Origin of the sequence: Chryseobacterium sp. CT-SW4, assembly GCF_048572715.1 — a bacterium.
GTDB lineage: Bacteria > Bacteroidota > Bacteroidia > Flavobacteriales > Weeksellaceae > Chryseobacterium.
This window is the reverse complement of the sequence record NZ_CP183840.1, coordinates 3,278,486-3,295,532: the sequence shown is the minus strand read 5'-3', so window position 1 is coordinate 3,295,532 and position 17,047 is coordinate 3,278,486. Positions and strand designations below refer to the sequence as shown.

General features: G+C 36.9%; 15 protein-coding genes. 8 read left to right on the top strand and 7 right to left on the bottom strand.

The window, feature by feature from the left end; all coding sequences use genetic code 11:
• Nucleotides 1–2: 2 nt before the first annotated feature.
• Nucleotides 3–581, top strand: a complete 579-nt coding sequence (locus tag ABJ974_RS14850) for a 5-formyltetrahydrofolate cyclo-ligase (protein WP_419868999.1) — start codon at nucleotides 3–5, stop codon at nucleotides 579–581.
• Here ABJ974_RS14850 and ABJ974_RS14845 read toward each other — a convergent pair.
• Nucleotides 527–1,117 (bottom strand): hypothetical protein, encoded by a 591-nt coding sequence (locus tag ABJ974_RS14845; RefSeq protein WP_419868998.1) that lies wholly within the window; start codon nucleotides 1,115–1,117, stop codon nucleotides 527–529. The genes ABJ974_RS14850 and ABJ974_RS14845 overlap by 55 nt on opposite strands.
• Nucleotides 1,101–2,267 (bottom strand): hypothetical protein, encoded by a 1,167-nt coding sequence (locus ABJ974_RS14840; RefSeq protein ID WP_419868997.1) that lies wholly within the window; start codon nucleotides 2,265–2,267, stop codon nucleotides 1,101–1,103. Before ABJ974_RS14840 ends, ABJ974_RS14845 begins: the two co-directional genes overlap by 17 nt.
• A gap of 181 nt (nucleotides 2,268–2,448) precedes the next feature.
• Here ABJ974_RS14840 and ABJ974_RS14835 point away from each other — a divergent pair, with 181 nt between their 5' ends.
• Nucleotides 2,449–2,715, top strand: coding sequence for a PG1828 family lipoprotein (locus tag ABJ974_RS14835; RefSeq protein WP_419868996.1), 267 nt, complete (start codon nucleotides 2,449–2,451; stop codon nucleotides 2,713–2,715).
• A gap of 69 nt (nucleotides 2,716–2,784) precedes the next feature.
• Here the strand turns inward: ABJ974_RS14835 and ABJ974_RS14830 are convergent, their stop codons facing one another.
• Together ABJ974_RS14830 and ABJ974_RS14825 are read right to left on the bottom strand one after the other, a co-directional pair.
• Nucleotides 2,785–3,555: a TrmH family RNA methyltransferase gene (locus tag ABJ974_RS14830; RefSeq protein ID WP_419868995.1), complete on the bottom strand. Its 771-nt coding sequence runs from the start codon at nucleotides 3,553–3,555 to the stop codon at nucleotides 2,785–2,787.
• A gap of 78 nt (nucleotides 3,556–3,633) precedes the next feature.
• Nucleotides 3,634–5,124, bottom strand: coding sequence for a DNA recombination protein RmuC (locus ABJ974_RS14825; protein ID WP_419868994.1), 1,491 nt, complete (start codon nucleotides 5,122–5,124; stop codon nucleotides 3,634–3,636).
• Nucleotides 5,125–5,275: 151 nt separating this feature from the next.
• On the opposite strand from ABJ974_RS14825, the gene ABJ974_RS14820 reads away from it, so the two are divergent.
• From ABJ974_RS14820 to ABJ974_RS14800, 5 genes are all read left to right on the top strand, one after another.
• Nucleotides 5,276–5,950, top strand: coding sequence for a response regulator transcription factor (locus ABJ974_RS14820; protein ID WP_419868993.1), 675 nt, complete (start codon nucleotides 5,276–5,278; stop codon nucleotides 5,948–5,950).
• A gap of 2 nt (nucleotides 5,951–5,952) precedes the next feature.
• Complete coding sequence (locus tag ABJ974_RS14815; protein ID WP_419868992.1) at nucleotides 5,953–7,317, top strand: HAMP domain-containing sensor histidine kinase; 1,365 nt, start codon at nucleotides 5,953–5,955, stop codon at nucleotides 7,315–7,317.
• 105 nt (nucleotides 7,318–7,422) lie between these two features.
• Entirely contained in the window at nucleotides 7,423–8,697 is a 1,275-nt protein-coding gene (locus ABJ974_RS14810; RefSeq protein ID WP_419868991.1) for a TolC family protein, read from the top strand.
• Between the two features lie 2 nt (nucleotides 8,698–8,699).
• On the top strand, nucleotides 8,700–9,812 hold the full coding sequence (locus ABJ974_RS14805; protein WP_419868990.1) for an efflux RND transporter periplasmic adaptor subunit: 1,113 nt from the start codon (nucleotides 8,700–8,702) through the stop codon (nucleotides 9,810–9,812).
• The gene (locus tag ABJ974_RS14800) at nucleotides 9,812–12,907 is read left to right on the top strand and encodes an efflux RND transporter permease subunit (RefSeq protein WP_419868989.1); all 3,096 of its coding nucleotides are present in this window, start codon (nucleotides 9,812–9,814) and stop codon (nucleotides 12,905–12,907) included. The genes ABJ974_RS14805 and ABJ974_RS14800 overlap by 1 nt, the downstream gene beginning before the upstream one ends.
• A 69-nt stretch (nucleotides 12,908–12,976) precedes the next feature.
• On the opposite strand, the gene ABJ974_RS14795 is transcribed toward ABJ974_RS14800, so the two are convergent.
• From ABJ974_RS14795 to ABJ974_RS14785, 3 genes are all read right to left on the bottom strand, one after another.
• Nucleotides 12,977–13,435 (bottom strand): YciI family protein, encoded by a 459-nt coding sequence (locus ABJ974_RS14795; protein WP_419868988.1) that lies wholly within the window; start codon nucleotides 13,433–13,435, stop codon nucleotides 12,977–12,979.
• Between the two features lie 11 nt (nucleotides 13,436–13,446).
• Nucleotides 13,447–14,625 carry a nicotinate phosphoribosyltransferase gene (gene pncB, locus ABJ974_RS14790; RefSeq protein WP_419868987.1) on the bottom strand — a complete coding sequence of 393 codons (1,179 nt, stop codon included), beginning with the start codon at nucleotides 14,623–14,625 and terminating at the stop codon, nucleotides 13,447–13,449.
• 216 nt (nucleotides 14,626–14,841) lie between these two features.
• The gene (locus tag ABJ974_RS14785) at nucleotides 14,842–15,318 is read right to left on the bottom strand and encodes a Dps family protein (protein ID WP_419868986.1); all 477 of its coding nucleotides are present in this window, start codon (nucleotides 15,316–15,318) and stop codon (nucleotides 14,842–14,844) included.
• Nucleotides 15,319–15,448: 130 nt separating this feature from the next.
• Here ABJ974_RS14785 and ABJ974_RS14780 point away from each other — a divergent pair, with 130 nt between their 5' ends.
• Nucleotides 15,449–17,029, top strand: coding sequence for a glycosyltransferase family protein (locus ABJ974_RS14780; protein ID WP_419868985.1), 1,581 nt, complete (start codon nucleotides 15,449–15,451; stop codon nucleotides 17,027–17,029).
• Nucleotides 17,030–17,047: the final 18 nt, after the last annotated feature.

The following is a 17,047-nucleotide window of genomic DNA, read 5'->3' as shown; positions in this document are numbered from 1 at the left end:
TCATGCAAAAAGCTGAGCTTAGAAAAAAATATTTAGAAAAAAGAAAGGCCTTGTCTTATGATGAGGCTTCTTTGTTATCTGAAAAAATATTCAGCAACTTTATAGACTTTTTTAAACTGAGAAAAGGGCAGAAAGTTCATTTATTCATTCCTATAAAGAAATTTAAGGAAATTGATACCTTCTTGTTTATAAAGCTTTTCTGGAAAAAAGAAATCAGGGTTTTCGTTCCTAAAATAGTCGGGGATCAATTGATTTCTGTTGAGATTTTTGAAGATTCCGTCTTTGAAACCCATAGCTGGGGAATTTTCGAGCCTGTTTCCAATAAGGATTCTGGGGAGACATTCTTTGATTACATTATCACTCCCTTATTATATTGTGATCCAAAAGGGAACAGAATCGGATATGGAAAAGGTTTCTATGATGGTTTTTTCCAAAGTATTTCACAGGATTCACTGAAAATCGGGGTGAATTACTTCAATCCGAATGAAATAATTGATGATGTCTGGGAAAATGATATTCCGCTGGATTACTTGGTTACTCCCACAGAAGTGCTGTCTTTTTTCACCGGAGGCAGGGAATAGAAGTCTACAAAATAGAATTTAAATTCCTTTTTAAATTTAATAGGTTTGGATAGCAGGGTATACTGAGCATTTTTTTCAACGGTACCCAGGGATTTATTTTTGTTATCGAAATATTCTACATTGAACTTTGCATAGTCCAGTGTATCTTTATTATGAAATTCTTTATAAACCTTTAATCCGGTTACTTTAGCAGTCTTTACTTTTAAGCTTTCCAGCTCTTTAAAAAGCTCTTTAAAGGTAATACTGTCCGGCTTATGAAAATAGCTTTGCATCTGGGAATAGATTACGGTGTCTATTTCCGTATTTCTCTCTCCTGACAGGTATAATGTAGAAAGATCCAGAAGTTCCTGAATTTTTTGTTTGGTGATGGCATTAATGGCCTGCGCACTATCCATCTGTACGGCCGGATAAGTGACTTTATTGTTACTGTTTCTTAATTTATCCAGGTCGCTGATGGTTTGATTTTCTTTCTTATTACAAGAATAGACGGCCAAAAATAGTATCGTTAAAAGTAAAAACTTACTTATCGTTTTCATTAGTAGAAATTTTAAATTTAATTAATACGATCTTTCCTTTCTTATCTTTTTTCATCTCTATTACAGAAAGGTTTTTTAAAGATGTCGTAGGAGTTGTTACTAAAGTAATATATTTTTGCTTATTAAGCGTTTCCACTCCATAGATGGCATTATCATATACCTGATAAATGACGGCTTCATTACTGATAAGACTTTCTAATTGTTTCCTTTTGGTGCTGATCTGTTCCGAAGGCTTTCCGGTTACGTCTTTTGTAGAAAAATAATACACGGCCATCTTATAATCATCAGGTTTTAGCTCGATAGTCTCTTTTTCCGGTGCATTTTCAAGGTTTCTGCTTACTTCGAGATTTTCATAAAACGGAGAGCTGATCTGCATGCGTAAATTTTTATCCTTGGTTTGGTAATAAAAACACTCTCCGGGCTTGATACGGTAGAAAAGAGGAGATTCGTTCAGCTTAAAAACTTTGATCTCAATAGTGCTTTGTACCTGCAGGTTCCGGTCTGCATCCGCAAAACAATAGGTGTAGGTTTTCTGGAAAATTTCATCCTTAAAGCCCAAAACTCCAAGCATAATGACCAAAAAAGAAGTAATACCTACCCATCCGTACTTTTGGAAAGCACTTTTTGTGGGATTTATGATCAATTCTTCTGATGGTGTGGAAGATGGAGATGTTTGTTTATTTATCTGATTATCAGTATCTGTTTTTTGTAAAACAGGTTTTTCAGATGGAATAATCTGAGTTTTTTTATTTTCGTCGTCCTTATTTTCCGTTACGGGGATGCTTTGAAGGGTTTTTTCCAGTTCCTCCTCATCTTCCTCATCCAATTCCTGGTTTTCCAGGAGTAATTCTCCGGAAAACAAATGCTCTTTTTTAAATTCATACCATGATTCGTATCCTGCATAGTTGCTTAATAAATTGAGCATGTCTATACGGGGAAGTTTGGTAACGGGGGAGTTTTTAAAATAGGTATAAAAGGACTTTTCGCTAATATTTCCTTTAGCTTTTTTACGAAGATCTTCCTGAAAATATATAATGTCTATCCCTTTCCATTTAGAAATATCATGAAAAGAAGGGGTATGTTCCTTTAAATATTCGGCTTGAACATCTTTTTTTAACTGTTCAAAATGTAATAGATCTAAATCTGTCAAGTTGCCTTAAATGATTAAATGGTTGATTATCAGTTGTATTTATTTGTAAAACTATTTTACAAAGGTATTACAATTATTTTTCATAAACAAATTTTCTACATGCTATACCTTTGTCATGTTCAAAAGAAATAGAACAAAGAATTTAGAAAAACAATATTAACAAAATTAAATTTAATTTATTATGAAAAAGTCATTATTCGTAGCTGCTATCGCTGCAATCTCTTTAGTTGCTTGTAAAAAAACTGAAACTACTGGTACTGAAGGTGCTGTTGATTCTGCTGCTGCTGTAGTTGATTCTGCTGCTTCTGTAGTTGACTCTGCTGCTGCTGTTGTTGATTCTGCTGCTACTGCTACTGCAACTGCTGTTGATTCTGCTGCTACTAAAGCTGCTGGAGCTGCTGATGCTGCTGCAAAAGATGCTAAAGAAGCTGTAGAAGCTGCTAAATAATTTTAGCACGAATACTAAAACATAAAAAAACGCAACACCCAGTGTTGCGTTTTTTTATTTGATATAGATTTATTTTTGCTTTTGTCTCAATGTCTCATAACAGGTAATGGCGACTGCATTGCTCAGATTTAAAGAATCAATACTTCCTGCCATGGGAATTAAAGTATTCTTCCCCTTATCCACCCAGAAATCACTCAGACCTGAATGCTCTGTTCCGAATAAAATAGCAGATTTCTTATTAAAATCCCTCGTATAGATATTTTCTGAACTTTCATCCATGATGGTGGTGTAGATGTTAAATCCATGCCGGGTTAAAAATTCCAGTAAAGTATCATTTTCAGACTGGAATACCTGCATCCCGAAAAGACATCCAACACTTGAGCGAATCACATTGGGATTGTAAAAATCCACTTTAGCATCGGTTACAATAAGGGCATCAATTCCAAAAGCTTCACAACTCCTTAATATGGCTCCCAGGTTTCCCGGTTTTTCCACTCCTTCCACAATGATTACCGTAGAGTTCTCTTGGGGAATAAACTCACTCAGTTGATTTTCTTTTACTTTATAAATTCCGATAATACCTTCTGAGCTCCCTCTGTAAGCAATTTTATCATATACTTTATCGCTTACGGAATAAACTTTTGCCTGTGAGGGATGAGTCTCCTGAAAGATGGAATCACAGATGTAAAATTCTACCGCTTCAAAACCAAATTTCTGAGCTCTTTCATTCTCCTGTTTTCCTTCAATAACAAAAACTCCGGACTTTTTACGGAATCTGTTGTCGGTAAGTAGCTTAGTAATATTTTTTATTTTTTCGTTTTGAAAGCTTTCAATGATCATGGATATATATTTAACTGAATTTTTTTAAAGGATAACAGATATACTACTTCTTTTGGAAAATAAGATACAAGGAATTATTTATTCTTCAGTAGTAGTATCAATAAGGCTCTGTGGCAGTTCTTTTTTATTTTTAATACCAAGGGATTTTAATTTCTGGGTTTGGGTAACCAGATTGTCATTTCCGGTGGAAAGCTGTTTGTAGGCATCATTATAAACATTCTTTGCCTGGTCGAGGTTCTTTCCTACTTTTTCCAGGTTTTCTACAAAGCCTACAAATTTATCATATAATTTCGCACCACGCTCGGCAATCTCCATAGAGTTTCTGTTCTGATACTCCCGTTTCCAAAGGTCTGCAATCAGCTTTAAAGAAGTAATCAGGTTGCTGGGATTTAACAATAATATTCTTCTTTCATAGGCATAGTTCCAAAGATTTGGGTCGGCCTGCATAGCTGCAATATAAGCAGGCTCACTGGGAATGAACATCATTACGAAGTCAAGCGATTTTCCGTAATCATCATACGCCTTCTGGCTCAGCTGCATAATATGGTTTTTAATAGATGACAAATGCTGATTGTGCTTGGCGTGATATACATCCTGATCGGTTTCATCTACTAATTCTGTGAAGGCGGTTAAAGAAACTTTGGAATCGATTATCACATTCCTTTCATCAGGATATTTAATTACGGCATCCGGACGCATTTTCTTACCGGAAAATTCAGAAAATAAGGCTTTGTTGTCCTCATCACGGAGCTCATGTTCCAGGAAATATTCACGACCTTTTACCAGACCGGACTTTTCCAGAATGCTTTCCAAGATCATTTCTCCCCAATTCCCCTGGGTTTTGCTTTCCCCTTTCAACGCACGGGTTAGCTTTTTGGCATCTTCGGAAATCTGCTGGTTGAGTTCCGCCAGTTCTTTTACTTTTTCAGCTAGAGAAAAACGTTCTTTATTTTCCTTTTCATAAGCTTCATTAACCTTATTTTTAAGATCAAGGATCTTTTCCTGGAATGGATCCAGGATGGTTTTGAGATTATTTTGATTAAGCGTAGTGAACTTTTCGGTTTTTTCCTCTAAAATTTTATTCGCTAAATTTTCAAACTGAAGTTTTGCTTCTTCCTGAATTTTGGTAATTTCCTCTTTCTGGGTTTCCAATGATTTCTTTAAGCTGTCATTGATGGCGGAAAGCTCAGAGTTACGGGCAAAAATATGCTGTTTTTCCGCGGTAAGGGTTTCGATCTGCTGGATTTGTCTGGAACTGATTTCCCGCTGTTCATTAAATTGAGAAACCAATGAAGCGTGTTCAGCGGAAATTTTTGCAAATTCATTTTTAAGATCATTCAGATTATCATTTTGGAGCTGATAATTTTGTTTTTCAGTTGTCATATGCTGATTAAGCTCGTTGATTTTTGAAACGGAATTATCCAGATCAGATTGAGTACGGATAAAAAGATTGTTGAGCTCATCATGCGAATTTCTTGAAACCATTGAGGATTTCAAAACAAAATAAAGGATCACCGCACCAATGATGCCACCCAAAATAAAACCAAGGATTAAATATGTAATCTCCATTTTCCAAAATTATAAAAAAAAGACGGGTGTAGAAATTTGTATGGTAAGGAATTATGGTTAAAGATTTTTATCATGCAGGCTTTAATCTTATAGATCTAAGCTGGAATTATTTTAAGGAATACTTATATTTATACGAAATTTCAGAACATATATGAATATTTTATTGGTAGAAGATGATCAGAGGATAAGCGTTTTTTTAGTAAAAGGTCTTACTGAAGCGGGGTATCATGTGGTTCTTGCAGAATCGGGTGAAAAGGCGAGAGAGCTCATCAACACCTATGATTTTGATATTATTTTAATGGATATTATGCTTCCGGGGCTGGATGGAATACAGCTTACCCAAATTATAAGGTTCAAAAAGAACTATACCCCTATTTTGGCATTAAGTGCCTTAAACAGTCCTGATGATAAAATAAAAATGCTGGATATGGGAGCCGATGATTATTTATCCAAACCCTTTCATTTTGAAGAGCTTCTTTCCAGAATTAAGGCATTGACGAGACGAAACAAACTGAGCTATCAAAAAGAAAATCAGCTTCTCTCCTGTGGTGATCTGGTGATTGATACCGACCTGCATAAAGTGACCCAGAACAATAAAGAGATAGAACTCTCTCCGACAGAATATAAACTTCTGGTTTTCCTGATGGAGAATAAAAATAAAGTACTGAGCAGGACTCAGATCCTGCATAATGTATGGGGAATTAATTTTGATAACAGTACCAACTTGGTAGATGTGTACATCTCCTATGTAAGAAACAAGATTGATGAGACAGAACATAAAATTATTCATACCATAAAAGGGACGGGATATTTAATTAAAGATTAAAAATGACTTTAAGAAACCGGTTCACTCTTATTTCCAGCCTTTCGTTCGGCATCTTTGCGATCATTACTTTTGTGATTGTATTTTTTGCTTATTATGACAGTACTAAGGTTTTTTACTTTGAAAAGCTGAGAAATACAGCTCTTATTTCAGCCATTTACTATCTGGAAAAAGATGAGCTGCCTACTGACCGGCATGCGGAAGTAAAGAAAGAATATAATAATCTTATTGCCAACAGGATGGTGGCCGTGTATGATGAAAATAATCAGGTTACTTTTGGGAAAAATCTTCATGATGGAAATATTCAGGAAAAACATCTGAAAACGGCCAGAGAAAGCAAGAGGGTTCAGTTTATGTCCGACAATTATTTTTATTACGGCATTTTTTATCATGATAATCAGGGAGACTTTGTGGTTTTCGCCAAAGCTTCCAATGATTCGTTTAAAGCTCAGATGCTGAGGCTTTCCATTATTATGCTTTCAGTATTGATCGTAGGATTATTGGCCATTTATTTTTTAAGCCGTTATCTGTCCAAGATCGTTTACAAGCCTATATCCAATGTGGTAAAATTGATAAATAATGTAGATTATAACAATATTTCACAGGCGATTACCACCACCAATACCCATGACGAAATTGAAGAGCTGATAAGATCCTATAATAAACTGCTGAAAAGAATTTCCGAAAGTGTGTCGGTTCAGCAGAATTTCATCAATTACGTATCCCATGAGTTTAAAACCCCGTTAGCCTCCATCTCGGGAAACCTGGAAGTCTTTGCCCAGAAAGACCGTACTCCCCAGGAATATAAGGCGGTAACTAAGGAAGTACTAGAGAATGTATATGAAATTGAAAATATTCTTAATAATCTTCTGCTTATGTCCGGACTCACAAAGCTGGAGCAATTTCACCAGCAGGTAAGAGTAGACGAATTGATATGGAAAATTTATGAAAAGCTGAATCCTAAGGCAAAAGAGAATTTATCATCCATTACCATTCATTTAAATGTGAAAAATTCTTCCTTACTGGAACTTCCCGGAAATGAAACATTACTTTACCTCGCCTTATACAATATCGTGGAAAATGCAGTGAAATATTCCCGGCAAAACCCTGTTGCCATTACAATTTCGGAAAATGAAGGACAATTAAATGTAGAAGTAAAGGATCATGGACGAGGTATTTCCGAAGAAGACCTGGGAAATATTACGGAGACTTTTTACAGAGGGGGAAATGTGGACAATATTAAAGGCAGTGGGATAGGGCTCTCCTTATCTAAGGCTATTTTTGACCACCATCATATTGTAATGAGCATTCAATCAGAACTTAATAAAGGAACGGAGGTTCTTCTTGTGTTTCCTAAAAAGCAGGCGTAGCGGTTGTTCTAATCGAATTCTAATTTTAGCCTAATTTAAATTTAATTCCGTTTAAATTTGAGTCTAATGTGTGAAAACTAGCTTTGTGGTCTTAAATATAAGACCTTGAAGAAAATTATTTTCACATTATTTTGCATTCATTTTTTTAGTTTCTTTTTAGCACAAAATGCAGATACATTAAGAATCAGCAGAAAAGAAGCTGAATCGGTTTTTCTTGCCAATAATCTTGATCTTATCATTCAAAAGCTTGAAATATCCCAGTCCGAAGCAAGAGTGGTGCAGGCAAAGTTTTGGCCTAACCCGACTTTAAGCATCAGTGAGGTGAATTTGTGGAGGACCTATGATATAGAAAAGCAGCCGGCATTGGTAGGAAACTGGGGGAAAAATACACAGATTGCCGCAGAAATAGAGCAGGTAATACAGACTGCGGGAAAAAGAAGAAAAAATATTGAGCTTCAGAAACTAGAGGTGGAAAGCGAGAAATATGAACTCCAGGAAGTATTGCGTGAGCTTAAAAATCTTTTGCGGAACACTGTTACTGAAATTCAATACAATCAGGAACAGCAAAAGCTTTATCAGGGTCAGATTGCTTCTATCGAAAAGCTGACGAAATCTTATCACAACCAATTGAACCAGGGAAATATCAGTAAGGCTGAATATATCCGTCTGAAAGCTCAGGAAATTGAATTTAAGAAAACATTGGTTTCCCTACGTCAGGAGATTGAGGAACATCAGGTGGAATTAAAAGCTTTGTTAATGGCTCCTTCCAATTCCTATATCGTTATTTCGGATGAATTGGAAATTCCGGGGAAAGAAATTTCGGAACTGGAACTTCCCAAATGGATGGATATGGCAAGAGAAAACCGTCCTGACATTCTCATTGCAAGGAACAAAGAACAATATGCCCATAAAAACCTGGAATTACAGAAAGCTTTAAAAACTCCGGACCTGGCCTTCACCCTGGAATATGACCGTGGAGGAAATATTATGAAAGACTTTGTAGGGGTGGGAGTTTCTTTTGATATCCCGATTTTCGACCGTAATAAAGGGAATATCCAGGAAGCTAAGCTGGATATAGAAAAGAAAGGATATGAAACCCGTAAAACCATTCTCAAATCAGAAAGTGAAGTGAACTCCGCGGTTCAGAATTATATCCGCACCCAGGAAATTTATCATCAGATTGATGAAGATTACGAATCTACCCTCGATGGTTTGCTGGCGAGTCATGAGAAAAATTTCAGGCTTAGAAATATCAGCATGCTCGAGTATATGGATTTTCTGGAAACCTATATCGGCAATAAAATGATCATACTGGATACGAAAAAAGAACTTAACGAATACTATGAGAACCTGCAATATGTGGTAGGACAGGATTTATAAATATGATGAAGACAAAATATATTATAGCAATACCTTTCTCAGTTCTTATGGCTGTTACCGGCTGTACTGAGAAAAAACAAGAGGAAAATACCAAACAGGAGAGCTACTGTATCAGTAAAGAGCTTAAAAAAGACCTGAAGCTGGTAAGAGTGGACATGCGTTCCGTGGAAGAAAGTATAACGCTCACGGGAGAAGTGGAAAGTAATTCCGATAAGACCGTTCCCTATGTAAGCCTTGTAGATGGGGTAGTTATAGAAACTTATTTCTCTTTGGGAGATTATGTGAAAAAAGGTCAGGTGCTGGCTACCGTTAAAAGTGTTTCTTTGAATGAGATGCAGGATGATACCCAGACTTTACAGGCTCAGCTGGCGGTTGCCAAAAGAAAGCTTGCTTCGGTAGAATCCATGTATAAAGATGATATTGCATCACAAAAAGATTTACAGGAAGCCAGAGCTGAAGTGGAAATTCTGCAGTCCAATATCTCTAAAACAAAAAAGAATATGCAGCTATATTCCGCGGGCAAGGGAAATCTTCAGATTAAGTCCCCGGCAGATGGATATGTAATAGAGAAAAATGTTTCCAACGGAATGCCGGTAACAGCCGGAGGAGAGCAGCTGTTCACTATTTCCAACCTCGATAAAGTCTGGGTGATGGCTAATGTGTATGCTACCAATATGCGCCATGTATATGTTAATCAGCCGGTGGTGGTGAAGACCCTTGCCTATCCGGATGAAAGCTTTGTAGGAAAGATAGATGCCATTTCACAGGTCTTTAATGAAAATGAAAGAGTACTGAAAGCTAAAATAATTATGGACAATAATAATATGAAGCTCAGACCGGGAATGTCAGCAGATATTGTTCTTCCTATTAATTCACAGGATAAAACAGCAATGGCTATTCCTCCAAAAGCACTGATTTTCGATAACAATCAAAGCTATGTTATTGTTCATAAAACGGACTGCTCTCTTGAAGTAAGACCGGTAACGGAGATCAGTACCAACAGTCAATATATTTATGTAGAGGGGAATCTGAAGCCCGGGGAAAATATTATCGCTTCCAATGGACTGCTCATTTACGAAAACCTGAAAAACCAATCCAATAATTCAACGAAGTAATGCGAAAATTTGTACAAAGTATAGTTTCCTTTTCTTTGCGAAACTCTCTGATTGTTCTTTTGGGGACCGTATTGTTATTGATCGGGGGGATCTATTCCTACATTCATACGCCTATTGAAGCTTTTCCGGATGTAACCAATACAAGGGTAAGGGTAATCACCCAGTGGCCGGGGAGAAGTGCGGAGGAAATTGAAAAGTTTGTGACTTTACCTATCTCCAAGGAAATGAATACCATTCCCAATAAAACTTCAGTAAGATCCATCTCCTTATTTGGACTTTCGGTGGTTACTGTTATTTTTGATGATCATGTAGATGATTTTTATGCTCAGCAGTACGCTTCCAACCGGCTGGGGAATGTAGAGCTTCCCAATGGAGCGGATTACAGTATAGAACCTCCCTCGGGAGCTACAGGAGAAATTTACCGGTATATTATTAAAAGTAAATTACCCATTAAAGAAGTTACAGCCATTCAGGATTGGGTAATTGAAAGAGAACTTCTGGCGGTCCCGGGCGTGGCGGATATTGTAAGCTTTGGAGGGGAGGAAAAAACATATGAAATAAAAATAAACCCAACGGAATTACACAATTATGATCTTTCCCCGCTTGATGTGTATGAAGCCGTTTCCAGAAGTAATATCAATGTAGGAGGTGATGTGGTTTCAAAAGGTGATCAGGCTTATGTGGTAAGGGGAATCGGTCTTTTGGAAAGCAAAGATGATATTGAAAATATTCAGATTGAAGTAAAAGGATCCACTCCTATTCTGGTAAAGCATGTGGCAGAAGTAAAAGTTTCGGCTAAACCGAGACTTGGGCAGGTAGGGTACAATAACGATGATGATGTGGTAGAAGGAATTATCATCATGCTCCGTGGAGAAAATCCGAGTGAGGTTATCGCAAGGCTGAAAGACCGGATTGCGGAGCTTAACGGTGGTGAGCTGCCGGGAGATATTCAGATTGTACCGATTATCGACCGTACAGAATTAGTGGATACCACCGTTCATACCGTTTCGAAGAATCTCGTAGAAGGAGTCATCCTTGTTTCTATAATTGTGTTTATCTTTTTATATAATTGGCGGACAACATTTATTGTAGCCTCTGTAATACCTTTGGCTTTCCTTTTTGCTATTATCATGCTGAAAATCCAGGGGCTACCCGCCAATTTGATTTCGATGGGAGCGTTAGATTTCGGACTGTTGCTGGAGGGAACTCTGGTGATTGTGGAACATGTCTTCGTGGCTCTTGAGCATAAAGCCAAGCAGGTGGGACTGCGGAGGTTCAACAAAATGTCAAAGCTTGGAATTATTAAAAGAAGTGCGGGCAGTGTAGCGGGATATATTTTCTTTGCCTTATTGATTCTTATCGTTGCATTGATGCCTATTTTCTCTTTCCAGAAAGTGGAAGGTAAAATGTTCTCGCCGCTGGCATTCACATTAGGATATGCATTATTAGGATCGTTGATACTGAGCTTAACCTACGTTCCGGCTATGTGTAAACTTTTACTCACCAAAAATATTGAGGAAAAAGAAAACTTTATTTCCAGGTTTTTCAGGGTAAATATGTTTAAATTCTACCAGTTGAGCGTTCGGTACAGAAAAGCATTTATGCTGGGATTTGTTATACTGCTGGGAATTTGCGGATGGAAATTTTCAAACTATGGATCGGAATTCCTGCCTAAGCTTAATGAAGGAGCTATTTATGTAAGAGCTACATTACCCAATAGTGTTAACCTGGATGAATCGGTAAGATTAACCAAAGAAATGAAACAGGTTTTAATGAAGTATGATGAGGTGAAATTCGTAATGACCCAAACAGGAAGGCCTAACGACGGAACGGATCCCACAGGCTTCTTTAATATCGAATTTAATATACAGCTAAAACCCGAGAAAGAATGGAAGAAAAAAATATCCAAAGATGAGCTTCTTGAGGACATGAGGGTTTCTTTGGAAAAATATCCGGGAATTAATTTTGGATTCAGTCAGCCGATTCAGGATAATGTGGAGGAATATGTAGCCGGGGTTAAAGCACCGTTGGTAATTAAGATTTTCGGGAATGATCTTTTTCAGTTGGAAGATTATGCCAACCAGGTGGCTAATTCCATTAAAACGGTTCCGGGGATTTCAGATGTGAATGTTTTTAAAAATATCGGATTACCCGAATTGAGAATTCAGCTTCACGATTCCAAAATGGCTAAGTATGGAGTCTCTACTGCCGATGCACAGGCCGTTATTGAAATGACAATCGGAGGGCAGGCTGCTACGAAATTTTATGAAGATGAAAGAATGTTTGATGTAATGCTGAGGTTTGAAAAGCAGTACCGTGATAATCCTGAAAAAATCGGTAATATTTTAATTCCTACCCAGGACAATAAGAAAGTGCCGCTAAAAGAAATAGCCACCATTGATTATCATACCGGACCTTCATTTATCTACAGAGAAGGAAACAGCAGATATATCGGAGTAGGATTCAATATAGAGGGACGTGATCTGGGAAGTACCATCAAAGATGCCAAAGCTCAGGTTGCCAAAGATGTACACATCCCTAAAAATCATAAAATGACCTGGGCCGGGGAATTTGAGAGTAAAGAAAGAGCAGGAAAACAGCTGGCTATGGTGGTTCCTATCTCACTGGGGCTTATTCTGATGCTGTTGTACTTCAATTTCGGGAATATGAAAGATACGCTCATCTCATCCATTACACTGGCATTTGCTTTTATCGGAGGATTTTTATCACTCTGGTTTACGGGGACCATATTTGGGATTTCAGCGGGGATCGGGTTCATTATCCTTTTTGGGGTAGCCACGATTGATGGAATTGTGTTAATTGGGGTGATGAAAGAAAACCTTCTCAGCAGGATGCCTTTAAAAGAAGCTATTTCTGAAGGAGTCCGAAGCAGAATCCGCCCGGTAGTTATGATTGCATTAATGGGATCCATAGGATTATTTCCGGCAGCTGTTTCAAACGGAATGGGATCGGAAATTCAGAAACCGCTGGCTATTATGATTGTAGGAGGACTGATTATTTGTATGCTGTTATCATTTACCATACTTCCTACGGTATTTTACTATGCGTATAGAAAAGAATATAAAGTTAGTTAATAATATATATTGTGTTTTTAATTGTAAATTGAAGAAGTCCGGCTCCCTTGGAGCCGGACTTCTGTTTTTTTAAGGATTTTCCCTGGCGATTTCCTTATGATGCTTTAAATATAGAGGTAAAGCTGCGGATCCGTACCAGGAGAATATTTCGTAGCTGAAAATACCTGCCTGTACTGCGGGATCAGTTTTTACCCATTTCTCAGCTTCCTCCTTAGAACCGGTATTGAATATAAACATACCACGGAAATTCTGTTTATTCTTTTCAAGAAAAGGTCCTGCTACGACAACCTTTCCCTCGTCTGCCAGTCTTCCGATATTATTAAGATGGCCTTTCATCAGCTCATCCTTTTTGGATTGATCTTCAATTTTAGCCGTACCCGTCGTAAGCATGACCATAGTATAAGCTTTCATGCCGTATTGGTCGGCTCCCAGCGAGGTGGCTAATTCCTCATTGAATTTCACTTTTTCCTGAGCGTGGAAAAAAGAAACCATAAAAAATGGGGACAATAAGTAGAATTTGAATTTCATGGTATTGTTTTTTAGTCTTTGATTCTTAAAAACTCTCTGGCCAGTTCTATCATTTTGGGATCACCCGTATATTTACCATGCTCATCAGAAAGTTTTACCGTGGGGATCCATTCCTTATTAGGAGCCTGTACTCCGATCAGTTTCATAACGATATTCATAGGCTTCAGCCCTACATCATTGGTGAGGTTGGTGCCTATTCCGAAAGAAATACCGATTTTCCCTCTGCAGTAATTGGTAATTTCCTCCACTTTTTCAAGGTTGAGACCATCTGAGAAAATAATATATTTAAATAAAGGGTTGATCCCATTTTGTCTGTAATGAGAAATCGTTTTATCTGCAAATTTCAAAGGATCGCCGCTGTCATGGCGGACCCCGTCAAAAAGCTTGGCAAATTTTTTATCAAACTGGCGGAAAAAAACATCAGTGGTATAAGTATCGGATAATGCTACCCCCAGATCACCCCGATAGACATCTACCCAGTGTTCCAAAGCCAGTTCATTGGACATTTTAAATCCATATTCCGCAGCATGAAACATAAACCATTCATGGGCATGGGTGCCAATAGGCTTTACATTATATTTCATTGCGAAATGAACATTGGATGTTCCTATAAAGGTGGAATCTTTCTTTTGGGTAAGGGCTTCCATGACAAGGTTCTGTACTTTATACGAGTGTCTTCTTCTGGTTCCGAACTCAGCAAAAGTAACTCCTAATTTATTCAGGTTGTCGGCTTTTTCAAGGGTTTTGCACATTACGACTTCATTAGAATCCCTTTCCATATGGTTCATTTCATAATGCAGTTCACTGATCAGTGCCAATAAAGGAACTTCCCACAAAATGGTGCGGTACCATAATCCTTCCACTGTTACACGGAGATCATTCCCCGTCTGAACCACTTTTACTTCCGAAGGATCATAATGATAACCTTCCAGAAAATCTAAATAAGGCAGGTCCAGGTAAGGGCAGGTTTTAGCCATGAATTTTTTTTCATCTTTAGAGAGCTTCAGTTCCGCCATTTTTGCAATAGCTTCACGTAAAGCGATATCAAAACCTTCCGGAAAATGATGTTTTCCTCTGTTTATAAATTCGTATTTTACAATCTGACTGGGGAAAAGTTTTACAACAGCATTCTGCATTGTGATTTTATAAAAATCATTATCCAGGATTGAATTGAGTTGTGTTTTAGACATTTTTATTAATTCTGTGTTATAAGCAAATATAGAGAAAAACAATAATCCCGAAGGTATTGGATATTGTGTTTTTATTTATAAAAGAATAGCTCAGACGTCAGAATAGGTGTCTAAACAGAAGGGATATAAGATAGGTTATAATGTGCAGAGGAGGCACTGGAAAGAAACAATCTTAAAATATCAATAAAAAAGCCACTGGATTTCAGTGGCTTTCTTTTATTTTCCTAAGTATGAATTATACATCCAGACTTCTTTTTCCTGTTCAGTGATATAATCACTCATTTGAGAGTTTGTTCCTTCATCACCTGCTTCATCTGTAATATCTAAAAGTTCTCTCTGTAAATCGATCACTACTTTAAAAGAGCTTAATATAATTTCCACACTTTTAACAGCATCGCTTACCTCCTGGCTTTCTTTAATAGTAGCAATTTTTAAATAATCAGAATAGTTATGTGCCGGAGTAGCCCCTAATGTTAATATTCTTTCAGCAATTTCATCGATTTTTAATACTAAGCTATTGTATAATTCTTCAAACTTTGGGTGTAAAGTGAAGAACTGATCTCCTTTGATATTCCAATGGGACCCTCTCGTATTTTGGTAAAAAACCGAATAGTTAGCTAAAAGGATATTTAGTTTTTCTGCAATTTTTTTGCAGTCAGCTTCTTTTAAGCCTATAATACTTGCGTTTTTCATAGTGGTTTATTATTTAATATGTAACAAATATAGTAAATATTATGCCCTTATATAAGGAGTTACTGATAGATGATAGCTATAATGCGATTTTTTAAAAAAATTTGGAAGAGAATTCTTATTATTGTGTCCTATGAGAAGCTTCTATACTACGGCGGGAATATTTTTTGGAATTGCTGTGATTTATATCATAATGATGCTGTCCGGGACGGATTACTATTTTACCTATATTCTGGATGATGCTTACATTCATCTGGCAATGGCCAAAAATTTTGCCTTATATGGAGTCTGGGGAATAACCCCGTATGCTTTTTCCTCTTCCTCATCCTCTCCATTGTTTACATTTCTCTTAAGTGGTTTTATTTACGTTTTTGGGAATCATTACTGGATACCGCTTTTCTTTAATATGGTACTTAGTCTTTTTGTGATCTTTTTTCTTGTTAAATATTACCGCTTTTATTTAAATAAGAATAAATACATAATAGCTGGGGCACTCTTTACGGTTTTCTTTGCGGTACTTCATTTTCAGGTGTTTACAGGGATGGAGCATGTCTTACAGATATTGGTGATTGTTATTAATATCTATTGCTTTCAGAAGTGGATAACATCCCGTTTTAACAATTCAGCAATGCAGACGGGATTTTATGTAACGATAGCTTTACTGGGACTTATAAGATTTGAAAGCATGTTTTATTTTGTCTCATTGATCCTCATGTTTATTCTCCTTAAGAAATGGGCTAAAGCTGTTGGGGTGCTCGTTTTAGGATTTATTCCGATTTTGATCTTCGGATATTTTAATGAGCAGCAATCGGGATATTTTTTTCCCAATTCCGTGGTGGTGAAAGGAACTACTTTTGACTTTTCCGGTAATTATCTTTTGCAGGTTAAGCATCTCCTGGTAGATAAGATGCTGCTTAATATTACCTTTTATAAAATAGTGTTCTTTCCATTGGTGATAAGTTTGCTTTTGATTTATAGGGATTATAAAAAGAAATTGAATTATAAGGAAATTCTTGTCAATAATTTTCTGCTTATTGCCTGGACGCTTACGATGATATTACATTCTTTATTCGGGGACCTGAAGGGATTTAGATATGAAGCTTATCTCTTGGTCGCCTTATGCATGTTGCTTATCCCACGATTAAAAGATTTTCTAGGCAGCCCGGGAATAATGATGAGAAAAGATCCGCTGATGGGATTGCTGATCGTATTCAATATAATATTAATGGTGTATAAGGTAGGCTACGCACATATAATGATAATTAAAGGTAGCGAGAATATTTATACACAGCAGGTCCAGTCCGCAAAGTTCCTTAAAGAATATTATAATACTTCAAAAGTTGTAGCCAATGATATTGGTGCGATCTGTTATTTTTCCGATATTCATCTATTTGATATTGCAGGATTGGGAAGTGCAGAAACGATTAGGTTTAACGAAAAAGAAAAAATTTTTGATGATGAATTTGAAAGTTTTGTCAGCCAATATACCCGGGATAATCATTATCAGCTGGCCATTGTATATGAAGAATGGTTTTCGGGACATGTACCCGCGAGCTGGAAAAAAGTGGCTGTATTGAAGATTAACGGAAATATCAATGTTGCGCTCGATCATGTTTGTATCTATGCAGTAGATCCCAATATCTCCGATGACCTGAAAAAAAATATCAGGAAGTTTAACTGGCACAAAAATGTGAAAGTTACTTTTATGAGATAAGAAGCTTCATATTAATTT